At 41.2% G+C, this 26995-nt stretch carries 24 protein-coding genes, 1 pseudogene, 2 riboswitches and 1 other annotated feature; of the genes and pseudogenes, 19 read left to right on the top strand and 6 right to left on the bottom strand.

What is annotated here, in order from left to right; all coding sequences use genetic code 11:
• Positions 1-10 precede the first annotated feature (10 nt).
• The 3 genes and pseudogenes from C6Y07_RS19380 to C6Y07_RS17695 form a co-directional block, all read right to left on the bottom strand.
• Positions 11-1066, bottom strand: a pseudogene (locus C6Y07_RS19380) (helix-turn-helix domain-containing protein).
• Entirely contained in the window at positions 1067-2728 is a 1662-nt protein-coding gene (locus C6Y07_RS17700; RefSeq protein ID WP_106157143.1) for a 2-isopropylmalate synthase, read from the bottom strand. It abuts the pseudogene before it with no gap.
• Between the two features lie 56 nt (positions 2729-2784).
• Positions 2785-3049, bottom strand: a binding site (T-box leader).
• Between the two features lie 242 nt (positions 3050-3291).
• Positions 3292-4179 carry a helix-turn-helix domain-containing protein gene (locus tag C6Y07_RS17695; protein ID WP_106157142.1) on the bottom strand — a complete coding sequence of 296 codons (888 nt, stop codon included), beginning with the start codon at positions 4177-4179 and terminating at the stop codon, positions 3292-3294.
• A gap of 291 nt (positions 4180-4470) precedes the next feature.
• Between C6Y07_RS17695 and C6Y07_RS17690 the strand changes: the two genes are divergently transcribed.
• A complete protein-coding gene (locus tag C6Y07_RS17690; protein ID WP_106157140.1) occupies positions 4471-5709 on the top strand; it encodes a hypothetical protein in 1239 nt (412 codons plus the stop codon).
• Between the two features lie 498 nt (positions 5710-6207).
• On the opposite strand, the gene C6Y07_RS17685 is transcribed toward C6Y07_RS17690, so the two are convergent.
• Together C6Y07_RS17685 and C6Y07_RS17680 are read right to left on the bottom strand one after the other, a co-directional pair.
• Positions 6208-6774, bottom strand: a complete 567-nt coding sequence (locus C6Y07_RS17685; protein ID WP_106157139.1) for a GNAT family N-acetyltransferase — start codon at positions 6772-6774, stop codon at positions 6208-6210.
• Positions 6775-6778: 4 nt separating this feature from the next.
• Positions 6779-6964: a Fe3+ hydroxamate ABC transporter substrate-binding protein gene (locus C6Y07_RS17680; RefSeq protein WP_106157137.1), complete on the bottom strand. Its 186-nt coding sequence runs from the start codon at positions 6962-6964 to the stop codon at positions 6779-6781.
• Positions 6965-7133: 169 nt separating this feature from the next.
• On the opposite strand from C6Y07_RS17680, the gene C6Y07_RS17675 reads away from it, so the two are divergent.
• Together C6Y07_RS17675 and C6Y07_RS17670 are read left to right on the top strand one after the other, a co-directional pair.
• On the top strand, positions 7134-7679 hold the full coding sequence (locus C6Y07_RS17675; RefSeq protein ID WP_106061974.1) for a sigma-70 family RNA polymerase sigma factor: 546 nt from the start codon (positions 7134-7136) through the stop codon (positions 7677-7679).
• Positions 7648-9093 carry a DUF4179 domain-containing protein gene (locus tag C6Y07_RS17670; protein WP_106157136.1) on the top strand — a complete coding sequence of 482 codons (1446 nt, stop codon included), beginning with the start codon at positions 7648-7650 and terminating at the stop codon, positions 9091-9093. The genes C6Y07_RS17675 and C6Y07_RS17670 overlap by 32 nt, the downstream gene beginning before the upstream one ends.
• An 18-nt stretch (positions 9094-9111) precedes the next feature.
• On the opposite strand, the gene C6Y07_RS17665 is transcribed toward C6Y07_RS17670, so the two are convergent.
• Positions 9112-10299 (bottom strand): MFS transporter, encoded by a 1188-nt coding sequence (locus C6Y07_RS17665; RefSeq protein ID WP_106157134.1) that lies wholly within the window; start codon positions 10297-10299, stop codon positions 9112-9114.
• A gap of 101 nt (positions 10300-10400) precedes the next feature.
• Between C6Y07_RS17665 and C6Y07_RS17660 the strand changes: the two genes are divergently transcribed.
• From C6Y07_RS17660 to purH, 16 genes are all read left to right on the top strand, one after another.
• A complete protein-coding gene (locus C6Y07_RS17660) occupies positions 10401-11297 on the top strand; it encodes a LysR family transcriptional regulator (RefSeq protein WP_106061741.1) in 897 nt (298 codons plus the stop codon).
• A 115-nt stretch (positions 11298-11412) separates the two neighbouring features.
• Positions 11413-11514: riboswitch (purine riboswitch) on the top strand.
• 145 nt (positions 11515-11659) lie between these two features.
• A complete protein-coding gene (locus C6Y07_RS17655; RefSeq protein ID WP_034664933.1) occupies positions 11660-12985 on the top strand; it encodes an NCS2 family permease in 1326 nt (441 codons plus the stop codon).
• 379 nt (positions 12986-13364) lie between these two features.
• Complete coding sequence (locus tag C6Y07_RS17645) at positions 13365-14165, top strand: hypothetical protein (RefSeq protein WP_060595675.1); 801 nt, start codon at positions 13365-13367, stop codon at positions 14163-14165.
• Between the two features lie 202 nt (positions 14166-14367).
• On the top strand, positions 14368-14922 hold the full coding sequence (locus C6Y07_RS17640; protein WP_024424505.1) for a DUF2179 domain-containing protein: 555 nt from the start codon (positions 14368-14370) through the stop codon (positions 14920-14922).
• A complete protein-coding gene (locus C6Y07_RS17635) occupies positions 14919-15119 on the top strand; it encodes an NETI motif-containing protein (protein WP_060595676.1) in 201 nt (66 codons plus the stop codon). Before C6Y07_RS17640 ends, C6Y07_RS17635 begins: the two co-directional genes overlap by 4 nt.
• 79 nt (positions 15120-15198) lie before the next feature.
• Positions 15199-15300, top strand: a riboswitch (purine riboswitch).
• A 169-nt stretch (positions 15301-15469) separates the two neighbouring features.
• On the top strand, positions 15470-15958 hold the full coding sequence (purE, locus tag C6Y07_RS17630) for a 5-(carboxyamino)imidazole ribonucleotide mutase (protein WP_044141605.1): 489 nt from the start codon (positions 15470-15472) through the stop codon (positions 15956-15958).
• Entirely contained in the window at positions 15951-17093 is a 1143-nt protein-coding gene (gene purK / locus C6Y07_RS17625) for a 5-(carboxyamino)imidazole ribonucleotide synthase (RefSeq protein ID WP_106048645.1), read from the top strand. Before purE ends, purK begins: the two co-directional genes overlap by 8 nt.
• Positions 17090-18385, top strand: a complete 1296-nt coding sequence (gene purB / locus C6Y07_RS17620) for an adenylosuccinate lyase (protein WP_034664786.1) — start codon at positions 17090-17092, stop codon at positions 18383-18385. The genes purK and purB overlap by 4 nt, the downstream gene beginning before the upstream one ends.
• A 72-nt stretch (positions 18386-18457) precedes the next feature.
• The gene (purC, locus tag C6Y07_RS17615) at positions 18458-19180 is read left to right on the top strand and encodes a phosphoribosylaminoimidazolesuccinocarboxamide synthase (RefSeq protein WP_106048646.1); all 723 of its coding nucleotides are present in this window, start codon (positions 18458-18460) and stop codon (positions 19178-19180) included.
• On the top strand, positions 19173-19427 hold the full coding sequence (purS, locus tag C6Y07_RS17610) for a phosphoribosylformylglycinamidine synthase subunit PurS (protein WP_060595680.1): 255 nt from the start codon (positions 19173-19175) through the stop codon (positions 19425-19427). Before purC ends, purS begins: the two co-directional genes overlap by 8 nt.
• Positions 19424-20107, top strand: coding sequence for a phosphoribosylformylglycinamidine synthase subunit PurQ (gene purQ / locus C6Y07_RS17605; protein ID WP_034664782.1), 684 nt, complete (start codon positions 19424-19426; stop codon positions 20105-20107). Before purS ends, purQ begins: the two co-directional genes overlap by 4 nt.
• Positions 20091-22322, top strand: coding sequence for a phosphoribosylformylglycinamidine synthase subunit PurL (gene purL / locus C6Y07_RS17600; protein ID WP_060595682.1), 2232 nt, complete (start codon positions 20091-20093; stop codon positions 22320-22322). Before purQ ends, purL begins: the two co-directional genes overlap by 17 nt.
• Positions 22298-23728 (top strand): amidophosphoribosyltransferase, encoded by a 1431-nt coding sequence (purF, locus tag C6Y07_RS17595; protein WP_058015529.1) that lies wholly within the window; start codon positions 22298-22300, stop codon positions 23726-23728. Before purL ends, purF begins: the two co-directional genes overlap by 25 nt.
• 95 nt (positions 23729-23823) lie before the next feature.
• A complete protein-coding gene (gene purM / locus C6Y07_RS17590) occupies positions 23824-24864 on the top strand; it encodes a phosphoribosylformylglycinamidine cyclo-ligase (RefSeq protein ID WP_066031224.1) in 1041 nt (346 codons plus the stop codon).
• Positions 24861-25430: a phosphoribosylglycinamide formyltransferase gene (gene purN / locus C6Y07_RS17585; protein WP_060595684.1), complete on the top strand. Its 570-nt coding sequence runs from the start codon at positions 24861-24863 to the stop codon at positions 25428-25430. Before purM ends, purN begins: the two co-directional genes overlap by 4 nt.
• A gap of 15 nt (positions 25431-25445) precedes the next feature.
• Positions 25446-26984: a bifunctional phosphoribosylaminoimidazolecarboxamide formyltransferase/IMP cyclohydrolase gene (gene purH, locus C6Y07_RS17580; RefSeq protein ID WP_060595685.1), complete on the top strand. Its 1539-nt coding sequence runs from the start codon at positions 25446-25448 to the stop codon at positions 26982-26984.
• Positions 26985-26995 lie beyond the last annotated feature (11 nt).

The raw sequence follows: 26995 nt of genomic DNA, 5'->3' as shown, positions 1-26995 counted from the left end.
CTCCTCTTTATTATCTATTATTTAAACGATATTGATGTGGTGTTAGGTGATACTTTCTCTTAAATAAACGAATGAAATGCTCTACATTTTGATAACCAACGGCTGCCGCAATATCATCTATTTGTAAATGGCTACCAGTGAGCATTTCGCAGGCTTTTTCCAATCTTATTTCTTGTCGAATCTCACTAAATGATTTGCCAAGCTTACGAGCTATATATTTAGACAGATAAGATTGTGAAAGGTTAAATTCCTCTGCCATCTCCTGAATTGTTATATGCTCACAACATTGCTGAATATATTGGAGCATTTGAATAATACGTATATCACTATATTGTTTGACCTGATTTACGTTTATATGACTTGGTTTGAATCTTAATAAGAGACATAATAATATCTCAAACAAATTATTCATAATCAACTGGTATCCAGGAAACCGATTATAATTTTCTGTAAATAGTTGAAGAGAGCAGTCTAGCAAATTTTTATCCAAGCGACTATGGAAAATAAGAATATTTTTATTTTCTTTTATATACAATGCATTCAAAAAGAATTCTGAAATGACATTATTTCCTTTTAACATTTTAAAAAACACTTTTTGAAAAGTACTTTTACGGATCATGATTTGTATTGCGATTGTATTCTCCATTACAATTGGCTTGTGTATTGTGTCAGGTGGAATAAAGGCAATATCTCCTCATTGTAAAGCCATTTTTTTGTCTTCCACTTCTACATACATTTCATTTTCCAGAACATAGATCATCTCAAAGAAATCATGGATAGCCGACAATTGAGGCATAAAACGGCTATACTTTCTCACTTCGATATCATTCTCCTGACCTAACCACATGGTATCCTCTTTTTCAAATTCATTCTGCCCTTTTAGCAAAAATTCTTCTATATATATTTGCTTATGCATGAAATTGTTTTTATCATAATCCTTCAAAAATAATTGCAATGATTGATTGTCATGCTTTTTCTGTTGGTATTGTTGATAAAAGATTTCTTGCTCGTTGTATTCTCTTAAATATTGCATCGCTTCATGTTTTTCAAGTTTATCTTTTTCCATCTACATCCAAACCTCTAGTCTATTTACTGCAACCACCAGGGCTTTCACTGTTGCTTCAATAATATCTTTATCAATTCCAGCACCCCAATGCATTTTACCTTGATATGAAATACCAATCTGTGCACAGGCTTTTGCTTGAGAATCCTTGCCCAAAGAATTCTGTTCATAGACTTCCAAAACATACTCGAGATGAAAATATGCTTTTAACGCATTACTGATAGCATCTAAACTTCCAGTCCCAGTTCCTTGTATTTCAATTTGTTGATCATCTCTCAGCAGAGTTAAGGTGACTTCCTGCTTCTCTCCTTTATTGAATTGATAATCAAGCAGCTGGAAATGAGGGTGAAAATCAACATACTGCTTTTCAAAAATATGATATATTTCTTCGACAGACAATTCCCTATTTGTCTGATCAGATACTTTCTTCGCTTCATATCCCATGGCTTCATTCATTTTATAAGGAAGTTGAATGCCATAATTTGTTTCTAGTATATAGCCTATGCCACCTTTTCCAGACTGGCTATTGATTCGAATCACATCCGTTTGATAATTCCTCCCCAAGTCAACTGGATCTACTGGGATATACGGAACGTCCCATTTATCAACATGATTTTCCTTTCTATATTTCATACCTTTAGATATAGCATCTTGATGTGACCCAGAGAATGCGGTGAATACCATTTCGCCAGAATATGGCTGTCTCTCATGAACAGTAATTTTGGTTAGTTTTTCATATTTTTTACGAATAGCTTCTAGGTGATTGAAATTCAATTTTGGATCATAACCTTGTGAGTACATATTCATCGCCAAGGTAATCAAGTCTACGTTCCCTGTACGTTCACCGATACCAAATAATGTACCTTCGACTCTTTCTGCGCCAGCTAGCACGCCAAATTCTGCATCACTCACCCCAGAGCCACGGTCATTATGAGGATGAACAGATAATGTCACACTGTCTCGGTAAGACAGATTTTTGTGTATATACTCAATCTGACTTGCAAAGATATGAGGCATTGAATATTCAACTGTTGTCGGAATATTGATGATCGCTTTATGATTTGGTGTCGGTTTCCAAATATCTAAAACACTGTTACAAATATCTAATGCATAATCAACTTCTGTTCCTGGAAAGCTTTCAGGACTATATTGAAAATAAATATCGCTTTCTGTTTTTTCGGCAAGTTCTTTTACTAAAATAGCTCCATCAATTGCAATTTGTTTAATTTCATCTTTTGATTTCTTAAATACTTGTCTGCGCTGCGCTTCTGAAGTCGAATTATATAAATGAACAATAGCTTTCGGTACCCCCTTAATTGCCTCGAAGGTTCGACGGATAATATGCTCTCTCGCTTGCGTGATAACCATAATCGTTACATCGTCTGGAATCATATTATGATCAATCAGTGTCCGTAATAGTCTAAACTCCGTATCAGAAGCAGCTGGAAATGCGATTTCAATTTCTTTAAAACCTATCTCTACTAGTAACTGAAACATTTCCAATTTTTCTTCTAAGTTCATAGGAATAGGTAATGCTTGATTTCCATCCCGTAAATCCACACTGCACCATATCGGAGCACTTTCTAATGTTTCTTTCTTTACCCAATCATAAGTAAGGTTCGGTGGCAAAAAGTATTTCTTTTCGTATTTTTTGTGGTTAAACATAATCGATTCCTCCTGTAATTGGAATATAAAAAAAGCCTATCATCTCCAAGATTGAACTTGGAGACGAAAGACTTCTTCTTACGCGGTACCACCCCTGTTTCATGATAACCATACATTATCATGCCCTTATTCGGATACAGATTGTTATATCTTATATCCTTCCCATATAACGGTGGGGTGCCGACCTTAACTACATCAATACTTTTCATTTCACTAAGGCTACTCTAAGGTGAGTTCCCTACCTTTTTGTTATTGCTTCTCATCAACCAGCAACTTTCTGAAAACATTTCGGCAAGTACTATTCCTTATCATCGCATTCTAATTTTTCTGATTTTTTCTATTATACCAAGTCTACAAAAAAGAGATAGTGATAGGGATATCTTTTTTAATTGATTTTTTTTGTCCTAAGGGTGCTTATCTTCATTTTACTTCTGTTTTAATTTGGTATTCTCTTCACCAAATAAAAATCCAAAGCACCAAATAAAGGTGAGTGAATTAACAACGTACAATAAAATCGCACCAATCTTTTTCATGGCAATCAACTTCCTCCTAACTTTAGTCTGCTAGCCTTCAAAATTTAAATTCACTGGTGCATCCTCTAAATTATCCACAGTATTTTGTTCTGTCACTGGCACACTTTCATCTACAATTTTAAAACTAAGTTCGTCCATCCAAATTTGACCTGGACCTTGAAGTAATATGCCAAACGCAATGACTTCACTTTTTACTGGAACATCTAGTACTACACTAAAATGATTCCATCCGTTTGTTCCTGTAATGGGGCGGTTCATCATGTTGTCAAACGCTAGAACTTCACCTGAAGAATGGTCAATCCTCATCCATAAACCAGCTGAACCTTTCACATCTTCGCTTTTGACAAAAGCAGAAAATTGAAGGCGTTCTCCACGGTAACGATCAGACTTAATTTGCTGCATTAAGGTCGCGAATCCTCGTGCTTTTTCATCCTTTGATTTCAGATAAGCTGAGGTAGTACCACTGTGTACAATTCTGTCATCTAAACCTGTTTCATAATCAGATGGTGTTTCTCCTGTCATAATCCAGCCAGTAGGTGTGTTCTTATTTGCAGCCATATTCGTTTCCTCCTTATCAATGACATTCCTTAGTAATCTCCGATAACGTGCTGGTGACATGTAATATATCTTCTTAAAGGCTCTAGTGAAGGATTCCTGTGAACCAAAACGGTACTGCAATGCGATGTCAATCGCCCTTTGGTCCGTATGAATTAAATCCTTCGCGGCTTGGGTCATCCGTCGTTCCCGTATATAATCAACCACTGACTTCTTAATCACTTTTTTGAACATACGGTGAAAGTGAAACCTAGAATAACCAGCGTGTTTCGCTAGAGTTTGAAGCGGTAATTCATCTTTAAGATGTTGTTCAATATAATTTAATGTTTCTTGAATCGTTTTTTCATGTTCTTGATAGGACAACCGTGCACCTCCTTGCCTTACGAGTTTAGTATAGCGGAAATCATCTTTTAGAAACTTGACTTTTTGTGCTATGTTGCAATTTTAGAACTGACCTTTTAGTCGTGGGTTCAGGACTAGGTATCCGCGTACTGGGTGGAATTTTTGAAGAAGAACTTGAAATCGTACGGGAAGCGGATGCGATTTACACTAAGAAATCTTTCTTGAACATAAAAAAGAGTAGTCGATAAAATAAATGGAGAAGTATTTACTTTTTGCTTTATATTTTAATTAGTATTAGTAGGAGGAATTTATATGAAAAGAGAAAGTAGAGCTGGAAATTCATTCAATACATTAATTCTTTTTATTTATTTGTGTATACTAATTTTTTTATTGTCAAAAAAATTGTATTTGTTGTCTAGTATTTATGTTGTATTAATTAGTTTATGGCTAATTTGGGTGAATAGAAAACCCATTACTAGAAACATCAATACTCTCTTTGTTGAGCTGAAAAAGTTAAATCAATTAAAATATTATTATATTACAGATGATAATAAATATATTGATTTAGAGAAGAGACAGTATATCTTTAATTTATTCCGTGATGCAGCGGTGGGGACATTTTTTATTTCATTAGTTAACATCATAGCAATACGAAGTTTACTTGAACATTTTTTAGGTAAATCAGAAATTGTGAATTTATTCACTATCATCAGCATCAGTTTTGTATTAATTATTGGTTATGGGGGTATAATAGCAGGTTTAGTTTATAAATATACAACAGCTACATATGTTTTGATACCAATTATTAATGCTTTCATCTACTTTTTCTTTTTGCATCCAATAATTAATTCTTTACCTTATTTCGTTGGATTTTTGACTTACTTATTTACTACAGTGATACTGTATTCTGCGTTAACATATGCTTTTCCAGTTCATATTTTAAGGAAATTAAATGGAAAGACAGTATTAATTAGTTCATTTACAACAATTTCAGCTGCACTGTTAAGTCCAATTTTGTTGTTCTATTTTTCTAGTTATATCAAATCCGGAAAATATTTATTAACTATTGAAACTGTAAAAAAAGAGACTGACATCTCGGATACATTAAAAAACATTATTTTAGATAATCCTGATCTAGTAGATGTGATTAATCACTTTTTGTTGAAAGAAGTTTCGAGTCAGTTAACTTCAATGATAAGTTTAGGAATAACTGCATGTACAATATCTTATATTATAGGTGGTTTATTAATTAATAGAAAAATAACGAAAAATAAATTGAAAGCAAAATCTATTTATAGAAAATTAATTAAAGAAGAATACCCAATGGAATATAAGAATTTAGTTGCATGCTCGTATTACGGCGGAGAAGATTATGAAAACCTTTTATTAAATAATGATATAACTTCAAAAATAATCAAAGATAACGAGGTTAAATTAGATATTCCAAATTATTCAATAAAAACACAGTTTACAGCTTGGTTGAAAAGAAAAATAATTGTATACTCTATTTTCTCCTCATATAAAAAAATATTTAGTGAATTAAGGAAGTAGTTCAAAATCACTTAAAGTTACAAAAATAGTTCTTGAAATCTCCCAATGACGCCCTTTTTCTTGACTCTAGTGATTCTCCAAGCTGTTAAATCACACTCCTCGAACCGATGACAAGAACTACTTTATATTTCTGATTGATATGAACGTGTATGTTTTGCTACTGGTTTATTTCTCGATTATTTACTTATATAGGTTACATGCCATTCAGTATTGAAGACATTTGTTACTTTAGGGTTTTATCATTCTATAGACACTTTTTATATATAAAATTTCGTTGTAATAGCACTTTAGCACACCTTTCTTCTCCGAATCTTTCCGAGGGAGAAAGGGTGCTGAATGTTCAATTTGCTAGAAAAGTTTTCAATATATGGGTTTAGCTCGTAAATGTGACGGAGCATATTCGGGTTGTGATTTTGAATGAAAAAAGTATTTGTTTTTCCTTGGTCCGTTATGACTTTATATAGTATGATCAAATGAATATGCAAGACTTAATGAATTTTATTTTGTTTCAAAATCCCTCTTCAAAATCGAATACATAAACACATCATCAAACCCATTCTGACCAAGATCATACTCCCTCAATAAACCCTCTCGTACAAAATTAACCTTCTCCAATAATTGAACAGAGGACGTATTTGCTGGATCAATAATCGCTTCAATCCGGTTCAGGTTCATTTCCTGAAATCCATATCGTAACACTGCAGCAATTGCTTCCTTCATAATGCCTTTTCTCCAATGATTGTGATGCAATTCATAGCCAATTTCGGTGCGGCAGTGCTGTTTTTCTAGATTGAGAAAGCCGCAGCTGCCGATGATGGCTGGGGTGTCTTTTAGAGAAATGCCCCAGCGGATGCCTGTTTGTTCTTTGAAGATGTTGTTATACCACTTGATTTCTCCTTTTGTGTCTTCAATCGTTTCATGAGCATCAATTCCCATGTAGCGGCACACGGTTTCATTGGATAAGTAGATGTGCATATCCTCAGCGTCTTCGATCGTCGCTTGTTTTAAGATTAGTCTTTCAGTATGTATTGTTGGAAATGTTTGTGGAAAGTTGATTTTGTTCATTTGGTTATCCTCCATGAGATGTCTTTTGTTCTGTACATGCCTTACAATAAAAAACCCCTTCATTCCTCAGCCATGCCTTCACCTCTGTCATCCCTAATCTCTTTGGATAGACCAGCTTGACGTACACTTCTTCGTTTCCTTCTATCTTTTTCTGACAGCTAGCACACGTGGGTTCTTCAAATAGAAACAATCGACTTACTCCTTTTGTACATATTTCTTCCATTATATCAAATGTTCTTTGCGGCCCGTTATTCACTTTTTCTATTTTTGTCCGACATATGCTAAGTAAAAGAAATTTCCATTTGTTGAAACCGTTTGAGAGAAAGCTTGCTCTAACAGGTGTAGGAGGTGTGAGTGAGATGAAGCAAGTGCGTCTAATTAAAAAAGCACAAAAAGGGAATGTCCCGGCATTTGAGAAATTAATGCTGATGAATCAGGAGCGTTTATATAAAACGGCTTTTCTCTACACAAGAAATAAAGAGGATTCGTTAGATGCTGTTCAGGAGACGGTATTTAAAGCGTTTAAGCATCTATCTGGCTTGAAAGAACCAGCTTATTTTTCTAGCTGGCTGACTCGGATTTTGATTCATACGATTTTTGCGATGAAGAAAAAGCAGCAAGATGTTGTTCCGTTTGAACAGCAGCATGAAAACGTTGAGCGTCATGATTTTTTGGAAGACAAGCTTGATTTAAAACATGCACTTGATGTGTTAGACGAGCAATACCAACTCGTGATTCAGCTATTTTATTTTCAAGATTATTCGATTTCGATGATTTCTGAACAGATGGGTATGCCTGAAGGGACGGTCAAAACTCATTTGTATCGAGCAAGAAAATTATTAAAGCAAACGTTGGAAAAGGAGGAGAATGTCGATGGAACGAAAAAAAATGAAAAAGCTCTATGATGAGATTGAAGTACCAATGGTTGAAGTAACCTCAGCGATTCGTCAAGCCATTGGAGATGTGAAAGCGGAAAAGAAAAGACGTTGGTTCACATGGAATTGGAGAACGCCAATCTACTCTGTCATCGTACTTATCGTCCTTTATTTTTCATCAGGCTTCCTTTTTCCTTCTCTTAATACAGCGATGGCACGTGTCCCGATTATTGGGCAGTTTTATATGATGTTTCACGATAAAGTAGGAATGTCTCTTTTTCAGAGTGATATGGTGAAGCATGTTAATGAGGGGGCTGAATCAAGAGGGGTGATTGTGAAAGTAAACAGTGTATACTATGATGCCGGGCGGCTTGTTTATACGTTTACGGTGGAGAATTTCCATACAAAAGAAGAATTTGTATCGTTCAGAGTGAATGCAGAAAAAATCGATGGAAACTTCCAACTAAATTATGATAAAACAGAATTGAAAAAATTAAAAGATGGCCGCTATGTTGGACAGACGGAAGTCTATACAAATGGACAAACGATCAAACAAGGTCAGCAAGTGCCACTTGTCATTTCGAAGATAGGGGATATTGTAGGGAATTGGCGCTTCAAGTTACCTGTGGTCAAGCAAAAAACCACTTTATTATCGGGACAAAAAGACGTGTCTATTTTAGATGGGCGTTATCAAATAAGGAATGTAAAGGTAGAAAATGGAGTGAAAGGCTCTGCTATTCAATATGCCATTGATTATAATGGTTTTGCCAAAGATGATAGAGTCAGTATAGATGGAATGAAGGATAATTTAGGGAATGAGTATGAGCTTGAGATTGGAACCGTTTTAAGAAAAAAACAACTGACTTCTGACAAAACTAGAAAAGATCATTTGACGATTTTGAATCAACCGATTAATCCAAAGGCGACTGAATTGACATTTTACACGGATGTGAGAAACGAACGAGAATACAGCCACATTATTCCTCTTCAGACAAAGCTGCCTGTTCAGTTCAAAACAAAACACCATGGCATCGGAATCAAAATCAATAAGATAGAGCAAAAAGACCGATCTGTGATTGTTGATTATCAATTTACTGGAGTAGATCAAAAAGAATTAGATCAGGATTTGATGGAGAATATAGGTGAATTCATTGGATTAGGCGATGTTGAAAAGATGAAATCATGGCCCGATCCACAAGCAGACTATGAAAGCGGATATTACTTGAAGGGGAACCATGCGAAGGTGACGAATGTAAAGACAGCTTCCATGCAATCAACCTTTGAATTTGATGATAAGAATCTAGAGACTTTATCATTAAACCATTTTTCTTTTAAAGAATATGGTCTTTACCTTGATTTGTCAGAACTGAATATGTTGGCGCCACAGAAAGCGATAAAGGTAACCATTCCAGTCAAAAAAGAAACATCAAAAGCTAGTCAATAAATAAAAGAGCGAACATGGTTATACATGTTCGCTTTTTGTCTGCTTTTGGACCAGCCGATTACGATGGAACGAGTACCGAATCAACATGAATGCAACAAAACTGGCTAAACCGCCAATCCAGCTTAAGTTCGTGACATTTGTATATTGAATCATCACACCGCCGATTGACGATCCGAGCATCATGCCAATATTCATAATCGCTGTATTAAAGCTCAGCACGGTTTCTGATGCTTGGGGTTTTAGAGAGATGAGGTAAAACTGCTTTGCTGGCGTTGTCGTCCATGTTGCGATGCCCCATATGGCTAGTGTGATCAAGACGCTAATTGTAGAGAATTGTGTGAAAAATAAGGCGAAGAGAGCGAGCATCTGGATCATGATGCTGATCGAGATGGTTCGGTTTGGTCCCCATTGATCAACGGCGAAGCCGCCAAAGCGTGAGCCGATAAAAGCAGAAATGCCTAAGACGAGCAAGGCCATGCTTGTCATTTCAAGTGAAAAGCCGGCGGTCTGTCGCAATAAAGGAGAGATATAAGCAAAGACCATCGTGTAGCCTAAGATCCAAAAGACGGTCGTTGCTAAGCCGCTGATCACTCTGCGGTCTTGAAGAATGTGTAATTGCTGCTTTAATGGCAGATGTGAATGTCCCTCTATGCGTGGCAGCAATTGATAAAGAAGCAAGAAGAGACAAGCAGTACCTAGTGCAATGATGAGAAAAATATAGTGCCAATCCACGTGACCTGATAGAAATGTTCCAATCGGCACACCAAGTACGAGTGAAACAGTGAATCCAGTGATGACAGTCGCCATTGCACTTCCCTTTTTTTCGGGAGGGGCGATCTGTGCTGCATAATTCGTGGCGACGACAATATATAAGCCGCCGCTCATGGCCATGATGACCCGGGATAGCAGGAGCAGCACAAAGTGATGGCTAAAAAAGGCGACCACATTGCCTAAAATAAACACAAAAATAGCCGATAACAGAACCTTTTTTCGGTTCAATTTCGATGTTGCCATGACTAAAAAGAGAGCGCCTACTGCATAAAATAGAGAGTAAACGGTGATAAGCTGCCCGGCAGCAGGAATGGAGATGTGTAAATCAACTGCAATTATATCTAGAATGCCAGACACGACGAATTCTGAAGTGCCTGTGACAAATGAACCGACAGCTAAAAGAATAATCAATAGCTGATGAGATGTGTTTTTCATTTTTGAACCCTTCCTTCATTTTGATACGTTGTATTTAGTTTAAATTCCGTGCTAACATAAGTAAAATTGATGTTTTTCATGAAGGAGATGAGTGAATACTCATGAGCTTTGTTCGCTTTGATATTATCGCAAAAGTAGTGGAGCTTGGCAGTTTTACCGCAGCAGCTGAAGCATTAAATATGACGCAGTCCGCGGTCAGTCATGCGGTGGCAAGTTTAGAAACGGAGTGGGATGTGTCTTTATTCATTCGTGATCGAAAAAAGGGCATCATGCTGACAGATATCGGTCAAACGCTTCTCCCGCATATTAGAGAAGTGTTAAATAGGGTGGAGAAGATCCAGCAGGAGATTGCGTTAACGAAAAATATCGAAACGGGCTTGATTCGTATCGGAACATTTGCCAGTGCATCAGCTTGTTTATTGCCTAAGCTGCTTGTGAGCTATCAGAAAAAGCATCCGAAAATCGAATTTAAATTTTATGAGGGGACGTATGAAGAAATATTGGAGTGGCTGGACTCTGGCATCATTGATGTTGGATTTGTTGTGAAAGGCTATGCGGATGAAGCCTTTGACTTGTTGCCGCTGATCAAAGATGAGATGGTGGTCGCCTATCATCCAAATCATCGATTCCACCAGCAGCCCATTGTAGACATAACAGATTTGGCGGATGAACCATTTATTATGCCGACTGGCATGTATCAATCACATGTAGAGGATATATTTTCTGAGGCTCAATTGAAGCCGGCTACTTTATTTGAAGTACATGATTGTACGACTATTGCCCGTATGGTCGGGGAAGGACTTGGTGTCACGATAGGTCCTGAGTTGTTTTTGAAAACGCAGCAGCTTGTGCACATTCGTCAGCTGAATGTGTCTCATCATCGTGAGGTTGCGCTCGCCTGTCCGTCTCTTTCCCAAGCTTCTCCGGCAGTGAAAGAGTTTTTCCATGTGGCCGAAACGGTTTTTGTAAAAGAGAAGGATTTAGAGAAGGGTGTATAAAGAACTAGATGTGATTTTCCAAATTCGTGTAATAAGACGAATGAAGCGGACATTTCTTTGAAAATTGTTCGCTTTTCGTATTGTGTTTTAAAAATGAAATTGGTACAATAGACACAGAAATCAAATAGATAGAAGTCGTATAATCGCGGGGATATGGCCCGCAAGTTTCTACCAAGCTACCGTAAATGGCTTGACTACGTCAATTCACACTCGTTTGATATAAATCATGCATTGTTCTTGTTTTATGTCACGGTCTGAATTCACACTTGTAGTCAAGCGTCCCAAAACTGTTGGGGCGTTTTTTATTTGACTTGTGAATGGGACAGACTAAAGCAAAAGGACATGAAGGGAGTCAGTTGGCTTTGAAACAGTTTTTTCAGTTTGATGAGTTAGGAACGAATTACCGCAGAGAAATCATCGGTGGTTTAACCACATTTTTGTCGATGGCTTACATTTTGTTTGTCAATCCGATCACACTTGCTTTAGTGTCTGTACCGGATTTTCCAGATAAATTACGAATTGATCAGGGCGCTGTCTTTACAGCGACGGCGTTAGCCTCTGCCGCAGGGTGTATTCTGATGGGGTTGATTGCCAGGTATCCGATTGCAATTGCACCAGGTATGGGTTTGAATGCCTTCTTCGCCTTCTCGGTTGTTCTTGGCATGGGCATCACATGGGAAGCAGCACTTTCTGGTGTGTTTGTTTCAGGATTGATCTTTGTTGCCCTTTCTTTAACAGGTTTCCGTGAAAAAATCATCAATGCCATTCCGGCTGAGCTGAAGCTGGCGGTTGGTGCGGGTATTGGTTTGTTCATTACGTTTGTCGGTCTGCAAGGATCTGGCATTATCGCCAATAATGATAATACGCTCGTTTCGATTGGAAACATTCACAGTGGTCCTGTCTTATTAACGGTGTTTGGTATCGTTGTGACCGTCATTTTAATGGTTCTTCGAGTGAATGCAGGTGTCTTCATCGGGATGCTTGTGACAGCTATTGCAGGAATGATCGTTGGTCTTGTACCAGTACCGACGCAAATTGTGGGAAGTATTCCAAGCTTATCTCCAACCTTTGGACAAGCCTTGATTCATTTGCCAGAAATCTTCTCGATTCAAATGCTTGTCGTGATTTTAACGTTCTTATTCGTTGGGTTCTTTGATACAGCAGGAACGCTTGTGGCTGTTGCAACACAAGCTGGTTTAATGAAAAATAATGAGCTGCCGCGTGCAGGAAGAGCACTTCTGGCGGATTCATCTTCAATCGTTGTAGGTTCTGTCCTTGGAACATCGACGACAACGTCTTATGTTGAATCCAGCTCTGGTGTAGCTGCTGGTGCGCGATCTGGATTTGCAGCTGTCGTAACGGGTATTTTCTTCTTGCTTGCGATGTTCTTCTCGCCGCTATTATCCATCGTTACATCGAATGTGACAGCACCTGCTTTAATCATTGTCGGTGCACTGATGGTGGCTCCGCTTGCGAAGATTGCCTGGGACCGTTTTGAAATTGCAGTACCAGCCTTCTTAACGATGATTATGATGCCACTCACATACAGTATTGCAACAGGGATTGCGGTTGGCTTTATTTTCTACCCGATTACGATGATCTTTAAAGGGAAAGCCAAAGAAGTACATCCGATTATGTACGGATTGTTTGTGATCTTTATTCTCTACTTTGCTTTCTTAAATCATTAATTGTTGACAAAGGGTTAAAATGATCTTTATTTTAACCCTTTGTCTTCTTTTTTCAGTGTGATAGAAAACCTTTGCAGTCTAGGAAGGACGAGCACTGACGCGGAGCGAATTTGACATTCGTGAGCACCAGCGCGCAGGACTGACAAAGAATGCGAGGGTTTGTCTACACGCTGAAGCAGCAGCTCATGGAAGCTGCTGTTTTTTTGTTTTGTCTAATTTTCTTACCATTTTAAAACCTCTGCTGCCCTTTATCCGTCTATTCGTATGAACGTCAAGGAATCTTGACTGAACAGAGAGACTCCGCTACTTTAATAGGAGTCATCGGAACAGGACATTCGTATGAGCCTGTTTGGATTGTGCTGGATAGGAGTTGATATGAATGTTAGAAAAAGATCAAGAGCAAAGTACATCAGACTTAAAAAATGAAGAGCCATCAATAGATCAAGAAACGAGGCAATCCCGCCTCAGCAGAAGTGCCGCAAAACGTGGAAGAACCTCGAAAGCAAAAGCAGCAGCGGCTGATGAGCGTTCTGCCATTCAGCGTATGCTGCAAGGTGTAGGAGGCGCGTTTAAGCGCTATGGCTCATATGGACTTGCGATGTTAAAATCACCGAGCCGGGCCATCAATCAAGCGGAAACATTACGGATGAAGTACGCCTGGATCTCGATTGTGTTATTCAGCGTGTTTTTTGCTTTAGGCAACTATGTTCAATTAAAGGCGTCAAAGACCCGTTTATTAGGCTTTGGCATTCATTACTCTTTTGGTGACGCCTTTTTGAGGGTAGCGGTCTTTACACTCATCCTGTTGACATTGATGATGCTTACCGTCTGGTTACTCGGAAAGTACATGCTAAAAGGAAACATATCACTGAAAGAAGTGATCATGAAGTTTGGTGCCGCCCTTGTGCCGGTTTTGGTTTTATCCATCCTTTGGCTTGTATTTGCCATGCTGAATATTCCATATGTGACCGTCATATTATCCGTGATGATGTTTGTCGGCCTTCAGTTGATTGCGGTCGTGCTCTTTCGCTCGATTCAATCGGAGCATGATGCCGAACGTGGAGATTTGATGTATGCGGGCTGGGTCTTTTTATTGGTTGAGCTTGTCATCATCGCGCTGCTCTGGGGCATTGTCGGAGAGTATTTGATTCCATCACTTGTTCCTGTTCGATTTGGATAAACACACTGAAAGCCTCCTTTTTTGAAAAAGGAGGTTTTCATGTTGAGAAGAGGAAAAAACGGGTAAACTCTTGGTAACAAAGACCACCTTTGTTGTCGAAAGATATATGTGTTTTTCTCGCGCAAATTTGATTGTATCAAGGTATGTTCTCTAGTAGAATATGGGGTGCTTTATTTGATTTTTAGTGCAGGGGGTTCGAATCGTGCTTCAACAACTTTTATCCAATGCGTTCACCATGGTTTTGATCATTTTAGTGATTAATATTGTCTATGTTTCTTTTTCCACTATGCGTTTGATTTTAACAATGAAAGGCAGACGGTACGCAGCTGCTTTTGCTGGTACGATTGAAATGCTTATTTATGTCATTGGGTTAAGTATCGTACTTGATAACTTAGATCAAATACAAAATGTCATTGCGTATGCGCTAGGTTATGGGATGGGAATCATTGTCGGGATGAAAATTGAAGAGAAGCTGGCACTTGGCTACACAACTGTTAACGTGATCACAAAAGAATTGGATGTCGATCTCCCAAGACAATTGAGAGAAAAAGGATATGGTGTCACCAGCTGGGTAGCAGGCGGTCTTGAAGGAGACCGGACAGCATTGCAAATTTTAACACCGAGAAAATATGAACTGCAATTATATGAAACGATTAAAACGCTGGATTCAAAGGCGTTTATCATTTCGTATGAGCCCAAATCGATTCACGGCGGCTTCTGGGTGAAGGCTGTGAAGAAAAGGAGAATTAAAGAATGACCGCAAAACCAAAGAAGAAGAAATTCTATGTGGAAGACAACATGTCGATCGATCAAGTGTTGTCCCAGATGGCAGCGGAAGGCTACTCGCCTGTCCGACGAATGGAGGAGCCGATTTTTCAAGAAAAGAAGGAAAATGGGTCGATTCAGATCATTCCGATTGGGAAAAAAATCGTATTTGAAGGAAAAATAGTCTAAATCCGAACATTAAAACGACGACTTCGTAGATTGTTCGATAAATCCGTTGACATCATGAACATCCGTTGTTAAGATAAACATGAATTCAAAACACGAACCTCATATAATCTTGGGAATATGGCCCATAAGTTTCTACCCAGTTACCGTAAATGACTGGACTATGCAGGATAGTGAACAAAACTGACATGGCGTTTCAAAAGCGAACAGCGCTTACCATGGCCCGGTTTGTGTTGCTTCCTAACAATGCAATGCAAATCGGGCCTTTTTGTTCGGCGTTTGACAAGCTGCTTAGGTTTGGGAAGCGTGTCAAACGATACAAAATCGAATATCAGCTTAAAGGTGGGGACAAAATGAAGCCGCTTGTAGGTGTCATCATGGGAAGTACATCTGATTGGGAAACAATGAAACATGCGTGCGATATCTTAGAGGAATTAGACATTCCGTATGAAAAACAGGTGGTATCCGCACATCGGACACCTGACTTGATGTTTGAATATGCGACAGAAGCAAGAGGTAAAGGACTAAAAGTCATCATTGCCGGTGCTGGAGGCGCAGCACATTTACCGGGGATGGTCGCAGCAAAAACGACACTGCCGGTCATTGGTGTGCCCGTACAATCAAAAGCACTAAATGGGCTGGACTCCTTATTATCCATCGTTCAAATGCCAGGCGGTGTACCGGTTGCTACAGTGGCGATTGGCAAAGCCGGTGCAACAAATGCAGGGCTTCTTGCCGCGCAAATGATTTCAGCATTTGATGAAACAATCGCTGCTCGCCTTGAAGAAAGAAGAGAGCAAACAAAACAGACTGTACTAGAAAGCAGTGATCAGCTTGGCTAAGCAGACCATTTTTCCAAACGCAACCATCGGTATTATCGGCGGAGGACAGCTTGGCAGATATATGGCCGTCAGCGCAAAACAAATGGGATACCGGGCAGCTGTGTTAGATCCAGTCGCACAATCTCCTTGTGGACAGGTTGCTGATACAGAAATCACAGGTGCATATAGTGACCTCGAAGCGATTCGACAGCTGGCAGAAATCAGCGATGTCGTGACATATGAATTTGAAAATATTGATTATGATGCACTTAATCAATTGAAGGAAGAAGCCAATTTACCGCAAGGAAGTGAACTTCTTCTTTTAACTCAAAATCGTGAAACGGAGAAAAAAGGGATTGTAGACGCAGGCTGTGAAGTCGCGCCTTATCGCATCATTCATGATGAAAAAGAGCTGGAAGACGCAGTGGCCGTGCTTGGTTTGCCAGCCGTTCTGAAAACGTGCAGAGGCGGCTACGACGGAAAAGGGCAGTATGTGATCAAGGAAAAAGGACAGCTTCACGAAGCATCTGAATTGCTCACACATGGAACTTGTATTTTAGAAAGCTGGGTCCCATTTCAAATGGAGCTCTCGGTGATCGTCACTCGTTCTATTCATGGGGAGATTGCGGTATTCCCAGTCGCTGAGAACATTCATAAGCACAACATTTTGTTCCAAAGCATTGTGCCTGCAAGGGTAGAGGAACGCATTCAGGAGAAGGCAAAAGAGCTGGCAACGACACTGGCTGAAAAGCTGGGGCTAGTCGGTACACTTGCTGTAGAACTGTTCCTGACAAACGAGGGAGAGCTGCTCGTCAATGAACTGGCGCCTCGCCCGCATAATTCTGGTCATTATACGCTCGATTTATGTGAGACGAGTCAGTTTGAACAACATATTCGCGCGATATGCGGTTTGCCGCTTGGCGGTACAGCCCTTTTATCAGAGGGCATGATGGTGAACTTATTAGGCGATGAAGTAGACATTCCAAAAGAGCATCCTGAGCTTCTCAAAGAAGCGAAACTTTATCTATATGGAAAGCATGAAGTAAAAGCCGGCCGCAAAATGGGTCACATGACATTTATGAAACAGCTTGATGATGAATGGATGACAAACATCACAAAGATATGGACTGAAAGAGATGGAGGAAACGGGAAATGATCGAACGTTACGCACGACCAGAAATGTCAGCAATCTGGACAGAGGAAAACAAATTTAATGCATGGCTTGAAGTAGAAATTCTCGCTTGTGAAGCTTGGGCAGAGCTTGGTGTCATTCCGAAAGAAGACGTTGTGACTATGCGTAAGAATGCAAGCTTTGATATTGATCGTATTCTAGAGATTGAACAAGACACGCGCCATGACGTGGTTGCCTTTACGCGTGCTGTATCTGAATCTCTAGGAGAAGAAAGAAAGTGGGTTCATTACGGGTTAACATCTACAGACGTAGTGGATACGGCGCTTTCATATCTATTAAAACAGGCGAACGATATCTTGCTCAAGGACATTGAGAGATTTGTTGACATCCTAAAAGAAAAAGCAAAAGAGCACAAATATACCGTCATGATGGGCCGTACACACGGTGTACACGCTGAACCGACAACATTTGGCCTGAAGCTTGGTCTGTGGTACGAAGAAATGAAGCGTAACCTAGAACGTTTTAAACAAGCAAAAGCTGGCATCGAATACGGCAAAATTTCTGGTGCTGTTGGCACATATGCGAACATCGACCCGTTTGTTGAGCAATATGTATGTGAGAAACTTGGCATCAAAGCTGCACCAATTTCCACCCAAACCTTGCAGCGTGATCGTCATGCAGATTACATGGCTACTCTTGCACTCGTCGCAACAAGCATTGAGAAATTTGCTGTTGAAATTCGTGGACTTCAAAAGAGTGAAACACGTGAAGTAGAAGAGTTCTTCGCAAAAGGACAAAAAGGATCATCAGCAATGCCGCATAAACGGAACCCAATCGGCTCTGAAAACATGACGGGAATTGCCCGCGTCATCCGTGGATATATGCTGACAGCTTATGAAAATGTACCGCTTTGGCATGAGCGTGATATTTCTCATTCCTCTGCTGAGCGCATCATTTTACCAGATGCAACGATTGCACTGAACTATATGCTGAACCGTTTCTCAAACATCGTGAAGAACTTGACGGTCTTCCCTGAGAACATGAAACGCAACATGGACCGCACACTTGGCTTGATTTACTCACAGCGCGTTCTTCTTGCATTAATCGATACAGGCATGGCACGTGAAGAGGCATATGATACGGTTCAGCCAAAGGCAATGGAAGCGTGGGAAAAGCAAGTGCCATTCCGTTCATTAGTAGAAGCGGAGGAAAAAATCACATCACGCTTAACACCTGAACAAATCGCTGACTGCTTCGATTACAACTATCACTTGAAAAATGTCGATATGATTTTCGAACGTCTAGGTCTTGCATAAGAAATGGGTCGCCTGCTAGTCAGGTGCCCAATCCTGAAAATTGCCAACATTCAAATTAGGAGGCCAACCTGAATGACTGTGAAACAAGAACTTCTCTACGAAGGCAAAGCGAAAAAAATCTATCAGACCGATGACGAGCATATTTTATATGTCGAATATAAAGACTCAGCGACAGCATTTAACGGCGAAAAGAAAGCTGAAATCGAAGGCAAGGGCAGACTGAATAACGAAATTTCGAGCTTAATCTTTCAAATGCTGCATGAGAAAGGGATCAACAATCACTTTGTGAAACGACTCTCTGACACAGAACAGCTCATTCAAAAGGTGCAGATTGTTCCGCTTGAAGTGGTAGTACGAAATGTGGTGGCAGGCAGTATGTCAAAGCGCCTTGGCATTCCAGAGGGAACAAAACTGGATACACCATTAATCGAGTTTTACTACAAAGATGATGCACTCGGCGATCCGCTCATTACAGAAGATCATATTCGCATTTTAGATGCAGCGACACCAGAACAGGTCGAGGAAATGAAACAGATCACAAGACAAGTGAATGAAGAGTTAAAGCAAATCTTCTCAGACTGCCATGTAAATTTAATTGATTTCAAGCTTGAATTCGGAATAGATCACGAGAATCGTATTTTGCTAGCTGATGAGATTTCACCTGATACGTGCAGGCTTTGGGACAAAGATACAAACGAAAAGCTTGATAAAGACGTGTTCAGACGAAACCTGGGCGGCTTGACGAATGCATACGAAGAAATTTTCAAAAGACTTGGAGGCCATAAACATGTATAAAGTGAAAATTTTTGTCAGCTTAAAAGAGAGCGTTCTTGATCCACAAGGAAGTGCCGTGCAGCACGCCTTGCACAGCATGTCTTATCAGGAAGTAAAGGATGTCCGTATCGGGAAATACATGGAGCTTGTCATTGAAAAATCAGATCGTGATTTAGACACAGTCGTCAAAGAAATGTGTGGAAAATTACTGGCCAACACGGTGATTGAAGATTACCGCTATGAGGTGGAGGAGGTTGTCGCACAGTGAAGTTTGCAGTGATCGTCTTGCCTGGCTCTAACTGTGATATCGATATGTACCATGCGATTCAAGATGAGTTAGGTGAACAAGTTGAATATGTATGGCACGACGAAACGAGTCTAGACGGATTTGACGGTGTACTCGTACCAGGCGGTTTCTCTTATGGGGATTACTTAAGATGTGGTGCGATCGCTCGCTTCTCTAACATCATGCCGGCGGTGAAAAAAGCAGCTGCGGAAGGAAAGCCTGTTCTCGGTGTTTGTAACGGGTTCCAAATTCTTCAGGAGCTTGGCATTCTTCCAGGTGCGATGAGACGAAATAAAGACTTGAAATTTATCTGTCGTTCAGTTGAACTCATTGTAGAGAACAGCGAAACGCAATTTACAAGCGGCTATCAAAAAGGCGAATCCATTACGATTCCTGTAGCACACGGTGAAGGCAACTTCTACTGTGATGAAGACACTTTAGCGAAGCTCATTCAAAATGGCCAAATCGCTTTCACTTACGGAGACGATATTAACGGCAGTGTCAATCGAATTGCAGGTATAACGAATGAAGAGGGCAATGTACTCGGTATGATGCCGCACCCTGAGCGCGCGGTTGATTCATTACTAGGCAGCGCAGACGGACTTAAATTGTTTCAATCTATCGTGAAAAATTGGAGGGACACTCATGTCACTACTGCTTGAACCAAGTCACAAGCAAATTAAAGAAGAGAAATTGTATCAGCAAATGGGATTGAGTGATGAAGAATTCGCTTTAATCGAATCCATTATTGGCAGGCTGCCAAACTACACAGAAACGGGTATTTTTTCTGTCATGTGGTCAGAGCATTGCAGTTATAAAAACTCAAAGCCTGTTTTAAGCAAATTCCCGACAAAAGGAGAGCATGTTCTTCAAGGTCCTGGGGAAGGCGCTGGAATCGTTGATATTGGAGACAACCAAGCGGTTGTATTTAAAATCGAATCACATAACCATCCATCTGCGATTGAACCGTATCAAGGAGCGGCAACAGGTGTCGGCGGAATTATCCGTGATGTATTCTCCATGGGTGCGCGTCCAATTGCTGTACTAAACTCTCTTCGTTTTGGTGAATTGACTTCACCGCGCGTGAAGTACTTGTTTGAAGAAGTAGTGGCAGGGATCGCAGGCTATGGAAACTGTATCGGAATTCCTACAGTCGGCGGAGAAGTTCATTTTGATCAAAGCTATGAAGGCAATCCGCTCGTAAATGCGATGTGTGTTGGATTAATCAACCATGAGGACATCAAAAAAGGGCAGGCCAAAGGTGTCGGCAACACGGTGATGTACGTTGGTGCTAAAACGGGACGTGACGGTATTCACGGTGCAACATTTGCGTCTGAAGAATTTTCTGATGAATCAGAAGAAAAACGTTCAGCGGTTCAAGTCGGCGATCCGTTCATGGAAAAGCTGCTGCTTGAAGCGTGCCTTGAAGTCATCAAAAACGATGCGCTCGTTGGGATTCAAGATATGGGAGCGGCTGGTTTAACAAGCTCAAGTGCGGAAATGGCGAGTAAAGCAGGTTCTGGTATTGAGATGAATCTAGACCTCATTCCGCAGCGTGAAACAGGCATGTCCGCATACGAAATGATGCTGTCTGAATCGCAAGAGAGAATGCTTCTGGTCATTGAAAAAGGCCGCGAGCAAGAAATCATTGATATTTTCGAAAAATACGATCTTGAAGCGGTATCAGTCGGTCATGTGACAGACGATAAAATGCTTCGTTTACTCCATCAAGGTGAAGTCGTATGTGAGCTTCCTGTTGACGCTCTTGCAGAAGAAGCACCGGTTTATCACAAGCCGTCAAGTGAGCCTGCATACTATCGTGAGTTTTTAGAAACAAAAGTTGAAGCTCCAGCCATCACAGATGCAGCCGAAACGTTAAAGCAGCTCCTTCAGCAGCCAACAATTGCAAGTAAAGAATGGGTTTATGATCAATACGACTACATGGTTCGGACAAATACGGTTGTTGCACCAGGCTCTGATGCGGGCGTACTAAGAATCCGCGGAACGAAAAAAGCCCTAGCGATGACAACAGATTGTAACGCACGCTATCTCTACCTTGATCCAGAGGTTGGCGGGAAAATCGCAGTCGCTGAAGCAGCACGTAACATTGTCTGCTCAGGCGCGCGTCCGCTAGCAGTGACAGATAACCTGAACTTCGGTAACCCGGAGAAACCAGAAATTTTCTGGCAAATAGAAAAGTCAGCTGACGGTATTAGCGAAGCATGCCGCACGCTAAGCACACCAGTTATCGGTGGGAACGTCTCTTTATATAACGAATCAAATGGAACAGCGATTTACCCAACTCCAGTCATTGGAATGGTTGGTTTGGTTGAAGATACTGCTCATATTACGACTCAATCGTTCCAGCAGGCTGGCGATGTGATTTTCGTCATTGGTGAGACGAAGGAAGAATTCGCAGGCAGTGAGCTTCAAAAGATGACAGAAGGCCGTATTTACGGAAAAGCACCAGACATTGATTTGGATGTAGAGCTGACGCGTCAAGAAGCTCTGCTAGCCGCGATTCAAAACGGTCTCGTTCAATCAGCACACGATGTATCTGAAGGCGGACTTGGTGTAGCACTTGCTGAAAGTACATTTGGAACAGACGGTCTTGGCGCTGATATCCAAATCGATTTAAACAGCGAAGCTTCCTTATTCAGTGAAACACAGTCACGCTTTGTTGTCACAGTCAGACCAGAGCACCGCGAAGCGTTTGCTGCGGCGGTCAAAGATGCGAAAGAAGTCGGAACGGTTACAAATGATGGTATATTTACTGTCAAAAATCAAGAAGGACAACAATGGATTCATGCAGCGGTCAACGAGCTTGAACGTGCATGGAAAGGAGCGATCCCATGCTTGCTGAAATCAGAGGCTTAAATGAAGAGTGTGGTGTCTTTGGGGTTTGGGGACACGAAGAAGCCCCGCAAATCACATATTACGGATTGCATAGCCTTCAGCACCGAGGACAAGAAGGTGCGGGAATCATTGCAACAGATGGTGAGAACCTGACGTCACACAAAGGCCTTGGACTGATTACGGAAGTCTTTCAAAACGGTGAGCTAAAGGATTTGAAAGGAAAAGGGGCGATCGGACACGTTCGGTATGCGACAGCAGGCGGAGGCGGCTTTGAAAATGTGCAGCCTCTCTTCTTCCGTTCGCAAAACAATGGCAGCCTTGCCCTTGCTCATAATGGGAACTTAGTGAATGCAACGCAGTTAAAGCAGCAGCTAGAAAACCAAGGGAGTATTTTTCAGACCTCTTCTGATACCGAAGTGCTGGCTCATTTAATTAAGCGCAGCGGGCATATGGAATTGAAGGAACAGATCAAAAATGCGTTGTCTATGCTTAAGGGAGCATATGCTTTCTTAATTATGACGGAAACAGAAATGATCGTGGCCCTTGATCCGAACGGCTTACGCCCGCTTTCACTTGGTATGCTTGGGGATGCTTATGTTGTCGCTTCTGAAACATGCGCATTTGATGTTGTCGGTGCCACGTATTTACGTGATGTGGAGCCTGGCGAAATGCTGATCATTAATGATGAAGGCTTGAAATCTGAGCGCTTCTCGATGAACATTAACCGCAGCATGTGCAGCATGGAATATATTTATTTCTCAAGACCTGACAGCAATATCAACGGCATCAATGTGCATAGTGCGAGAAAGAATCTAGGCAAAAAGCTTGCCGAAGAAGCGCATGTCGAAGCAGATGTTGTGACAGGTGTACCAGATTCCAGTATTTCTGCAGCGATTGGATATGCCGAAGCAACAGGTATTCCGTATGAGCTCGGTTTGATTAAAAACCGTTATGTTGGCCGGACGTTTATCCAGCCGTCTCAAGCATTGCGTGAGCAGGGCGTACGGATGAAGCTGTCTGCTGTGCGCGGGGTTGTCGAAGGAAAACGTGTCGTGATGGTGGATGATTCCATCGTACGCGGTACAACGAGCCGCAGAATTGTCACGATGCTAAGAGAAGCGGGTGCGACGGAAGTCCATGTACGCATTAGTTCACCGCCAATTGCACACCCATGTTTTTATGGAATTGATACATCCACACACGAAGAGCTGATTGCTTCTTCTCATTCAGTGGAAGAGATTAGACAGGAAATCGGTGCAGACTCCATTGCATTTTTATCTGTAGACGGTTTAATGGACGGGATTGGCAGGAAGTATGATGATCCGCAGCGCGGTCAGTGTTTAGCATGCTTTACTGGGAAATACCCGACTGAAATTTATGAAGATACGGTTCTTCCGCATGTGAAGGAAACGGTCCTGACGAAATAATCGAATAAAGGAGCAGCAGTCAAGATGAGTTGATATGCTGCTCTTTCATTCTGCCGAAAATACATGGAAAGCAGCAGCTAAAAGGAGTGAATGGGATGTCAGAAGCATATAAAAACGCCGGTGTCGACATCGAAGCAGGGTATGAAGCCGTCAAACGAATGAAAACACACGTAGAACGTACAAAACGAGCAGGTGTCATGGGCGCTCTAGGTGGATTTGGCGGTATGTTTGATCTATCTGAGCTGCCATATAAAAAGCCTGTTCTTGTTTCAGGAACAGATGGTGTCGGAACAAAATTAAAGCTTGCCTTTTTAATGGATAAACACGATACGATCGGCGTCGATGCCGTGGCCATGTGTGTCAACGATGTGCTTGCACAAGGGGCAGAACCGCTCTTTTTCTTAGATTACTTAGCCGTTGGAAAAGCAGATCCGCTAAAAATTGAATCCATTGTCAAAGGGGTGGCTGACGGCTGTGAGCAGTCTGGTTCAGCACTTGTCGGCGGTGAGACAGCCGAAATGCCGGGTCTTTACACAGAAGAAGAATATGATATTGCTGGTTTTTCGGTAGGTGTCGTTGAAAAGAATGAAATCGTGACAGGAGACAGCATCAAAGAGGGACATTTGCTCATTGGACTGAGCTCAAGCGGAATTCATAGCAATGGCTACTCTCTCGTTCGTAAAGTTTTGCTGGAAGACGCTGGTCTTGATCTGCACCAAACGTATGAACCTTTTACAAGACCGCTTGGAGAAGAGCTTCTTGAACCGACAAAAATTTATGTGAAGCCCGTTCTCAAACAAGTGAAAGCCGGCAAAGTTGACGGCATGGCACATGTGACAGGCGGCGGCTTTATCGAGAATTTACCACGTATGCTGCCTGAAGGTCTTGGCGTTGAGATTGATAACGGCTCATGGCCAGTACCACCAATTTTCTCCTTTATTCAAGAAAAGGGTCAGTTGAAGGCAGAAGAGATGTTCAACGTGTTTAATATGGGCATTGGCTTTGTCTTAGCTGTAAAAGAGGACGATCTTGTGGATGTGATTAGTGAACTTGAACAAGATGGAGAGAAAGCATTTCTCATCGGTCGTGTTCAAAAAGGAGAAGGTGTCACATTCGGCGGTGGAAGCCTCTCATGAAGAAGTTTGCGATCTTCGCCTCTGGAAGCGGGACAAACTTTCAAGCCATTATAGATACGTTAAAAGAAGAACAGTGGCAGGCAGAGGCCGCCATTGTGATTTGTGATAAACCGGGTGCGAAGGTGCTGGAGCGTGCTGAGAAAGAGGGCATTGCCTCCTTTGCTTTTACCCCGAAGGCTTTTCCGAATAAAGCCGCTTTTGAACAAACGATCATCGAACAGCTTAGGCTTCATGAAGTAGAATGGGTTTTCCTTGCTGGGTATATGAGACTGATCGGTCCGACATTACTTGAAGCGTATAGAGGGAAAATCGTGAATATTCACCCATCTTTGCTGCCAGCCTTCCCAGGTCTTGATGCCATCGGACAAGCCTATCAAGCAGGTGTCAAAGTGGCAGGCATCACTGTCCATTTTGTCGATGAAGGGATGGATACAGGTCCGATTATTGATCAAGCCGCGATTTATATTGAACAAGGCGAAGAGCTTGCATCGATTGAAAAAAGAATGCATGAACTAGAACACACACTATATCCAAAAGTGATCAAATCACTTTTAGAATTATCTTAATGAGGTGACGAAGGCATGACGATCAAACGCGCATTAATCAGTGTTTCCGATAAAACGAATCTAGTACCTTTTGTGAAAGAATTAACAGAACTTGGTGTTGAAGTCATTTCAACTGGAGGTACACATAAGCTTCTTCAAGAGAATGGCATTGATGTCATTGGGATTTCTGAAGTCACTGGATTCCCTGAAATCATGGACGGACGACTCAAAACACTTCACCCAAACATTCATGGTGGATTATTGGCAGTGAGAGAAAACGATGAGCATATGGCACAGATTGAAAAGCATGGCATTCAGCCGATTGATCTTGTTGTCGTGAATCTCTATCCTTTCAAAGAGACGATCTCAAAAGACGATGTAACGTATGAAGAAGCGATTGAAAACATTGATATTGGCGGACCGGGAATGCTTCGTGCGGCATCGAAAAACCACCAAGACGTCACAGTGATTGTCGATCCTCGTGATTATGGTACAGTCGTTCAGCAAATCAAAGAAGGCGGCGTGTCACTTGAGAAAAAACGTGAGCTTGCGGCGAAGGTATTCCGTCATACAGCTGCTTACGATGCCCTCATTGCAGATTATTTAACGAACTTTGTTGGCGAAACAGAGCCAGAGCAGTTCACCGTCACGTTTGAGAAAAAACAATCCCTTCGTTATGGAGAAAACCCGCACCAAGCGGCGACTTTCTATGAAAATGCTCTTCCAAGCAAAGGCTCTTTGGCTACTGCAACGCAATTACATGGAAAAGAACTTTCTTATAACAATATCAAAGATGCAGATGCAGCTCTTCAAATCGTACGTGAATTTACGGAGCCAGCGGCTGTGGCTGTAAAACATATGAATCCGTGCGGCGTTGGTACAGGAGAAACGATTGCTGAAGCCTTTGACCGTGCATTCAAAGCAGATGAAACCTCTATTTTTGGCGGCATTGTGGCGCTTAACCGTGAAGTAGACAAACAAACGGCTGACGTGCTGCATACGATTTTCTTAGAAATCGTCATCGCCCCATCTTTTAGTCAAGAAGCACTTGACGTGTTAACAGCGAAAAAGAATCTTCGTCTATTAACACTAGATGTAGAAGCGAATCTTGAGAAAAAAGAAAAGCAGCTGACAAGTGTCCATGGCGGACTGCTCGTGCAGGATATTGACACGTACGGCTTAGAGGAAGCAACGATCTCTATTCCAACGAAAAGAGAACCTACAGAAGACGAATGGAAAGACTTAAAGCTTGCATGGAAAGTCGTCAAGCATGTGAAATCAAATGCGATTGTCCTCGCGAAAGATCAAATGACAGCAGGGATTGGTGCTGGTCAGATGAACCGCGTCGGCTCAGCAAACATTGCGATTGAGCAAGCAGGTGAAAAAGCGAAAGGAAGCGCACTGGGCTCTGATGCATTCTTCCCAATGGGCGATACAGTGGAAGCTGCTGCGAAGGCAGGCGTCACAGCGATCATTCAACCAGGCGGTTCCATTCGTGATGAAGAATCGATTCAAAAGGCAGATGAATACGGCATCGCCATGGTCTTCACTGGCGTTAGACATTTCAAACATTAAGGGGATGACAG

The organism is Bacillus sp. LNXM12-1 (genome assembly GCF_003004375.1).
Taxonomy (GTDB): Bacteria; Bacillota; Bacilli; order Bacillales; family Bacillaceae; genus Bacillus.
Note: the sequence above shows the minus strand (reverse complement) of the source record. Positions and strands in the feature narration are given on the sequence as shown.

Excerpts from the sequence above, each read along its gene's own strand:
- C6Y07_RS17700 (WP_106157143.1), bottom strand. The coding sequence starts at position 2,728 with ATGTTTAACCACAAAAAATACGAAAAGAAATACTTTTTGCCACCGAAC.
- C6Y07_RS17690 (WP_106157140.1), top strand. The coding sequence starts at position 4,471 with ATGAAAAGAGAAAGTAGAGCTGGAAATTCATTCAATACATTAATTCTT.
- C6Y07_RS17685 (WP_106157139.1), bottom strand. The coding sequence starts at position 6,774 with ATGAACAAAATCAACTTTCCACAAACATTTCCAACAATACATACTGAA.
- C6Y07_RS17675 (WP_106061974.1), top strand. The coding sequence starts at position 7,134 with ATGAAGCAAGTGCGTCTAATTAAAAAAGCACAAAAAGGGAATGTCCCG.
- C6Y07_RS17670 (WP_106157136.1), top strand. The coding sequence starts at position 7,648 with ATGGAACGAAAAAAAATGAAAAAGCTCTATGATGAGATTGAAGTACCA.
- C6Y07_RS17665 (WP_106157134.1), bottom strand. The coding sequence starts at position 10,299 with ATGAAAAACACATCTCATCAGCTATTGATTATTCTTTTAGCTGTCGGT.
- C6Y07_RS17660 (WP_106061741.1), top strand. The coding sequence starts at position 10,401 with ATGAGCTTTGTTCGCTTTGATATTATCGCAAAAGTAGTGGAGCTTGGC.
- C6Y07_RS17645 (WP_060595675.1), top strand. The coding sequence starts at position 13,365 with ATGTTAGAAAAAGATCAAGAGCAAAGTACATCAGACTTAAAAAATGAA.
- C6Y07_RS17635 (WP_060595676.1), top strand. The coding sequence starts at position 14,919 with ATGACCGCAAAACCAAAGAAGAAGAAATTCTATGTGGAAGACAACATG.
- purE (WP_044141605.1), top strand. The coding sequence starts at position 15,470 with ATGAAGCCGCTTGTAGGTGTCATCATGGGAAGTACATCTGATTGGGAA.
- purB (WP_034664786.1), top strand. The coding sequence starts at position 17,090 with ATGATCGAACGTTACGCACGACCAGAAATGTCAGCAATCTGGACAGAG.
- purC (WP_106048646.1), top strand. The coding sequence starts at position 18,458 with ATGACTGTGAAACAAGAACTTCTCTACGAAGGCAAAGCGAAAAAAATC.
- purS (WP_060595680.1), top strand. The coding sequence starts at position 19,173 with ATGTATAAAGTGAAAATTTTTGTCAGCTTAAAAGAGAGCGTTCTTGAT.
- purL (WP_060595682.1), top strand. The coding sequence starts at position 20,091 with ATGTCACTACTGCTTGAACCAAGTCACAAGCAAATTAAAGAAGAGAAA.
- purF (WP_058015529.1), top strand. The coding sequence starts at position 22,298 with ATGCTTGCTGAAATCAGAGGCTTAAATGAAGAGTGTGGTGTCTTTGGG.
- purM (WP_066031224.1), top strand. The coding sequence starts at position 23,824 with ATGTCAGAAGCATATAAAAACGCCGGTGTCGACATCGAAGCAGGGTAT.
- purN (WP_060595684.1), top strand. The coding sequence starts at position 24,861 with ATGAAGAAGTTTGCGATCTTCGCCTCTGGAAGCGGGACAAACTTTCAA.
- purH (WP_060595685.1), top strand. The coding sequence starts at position 25,446 with ATGACGATCAAACGCGCATTAATCAGTGTTTCCGATAAAACGAATCTA.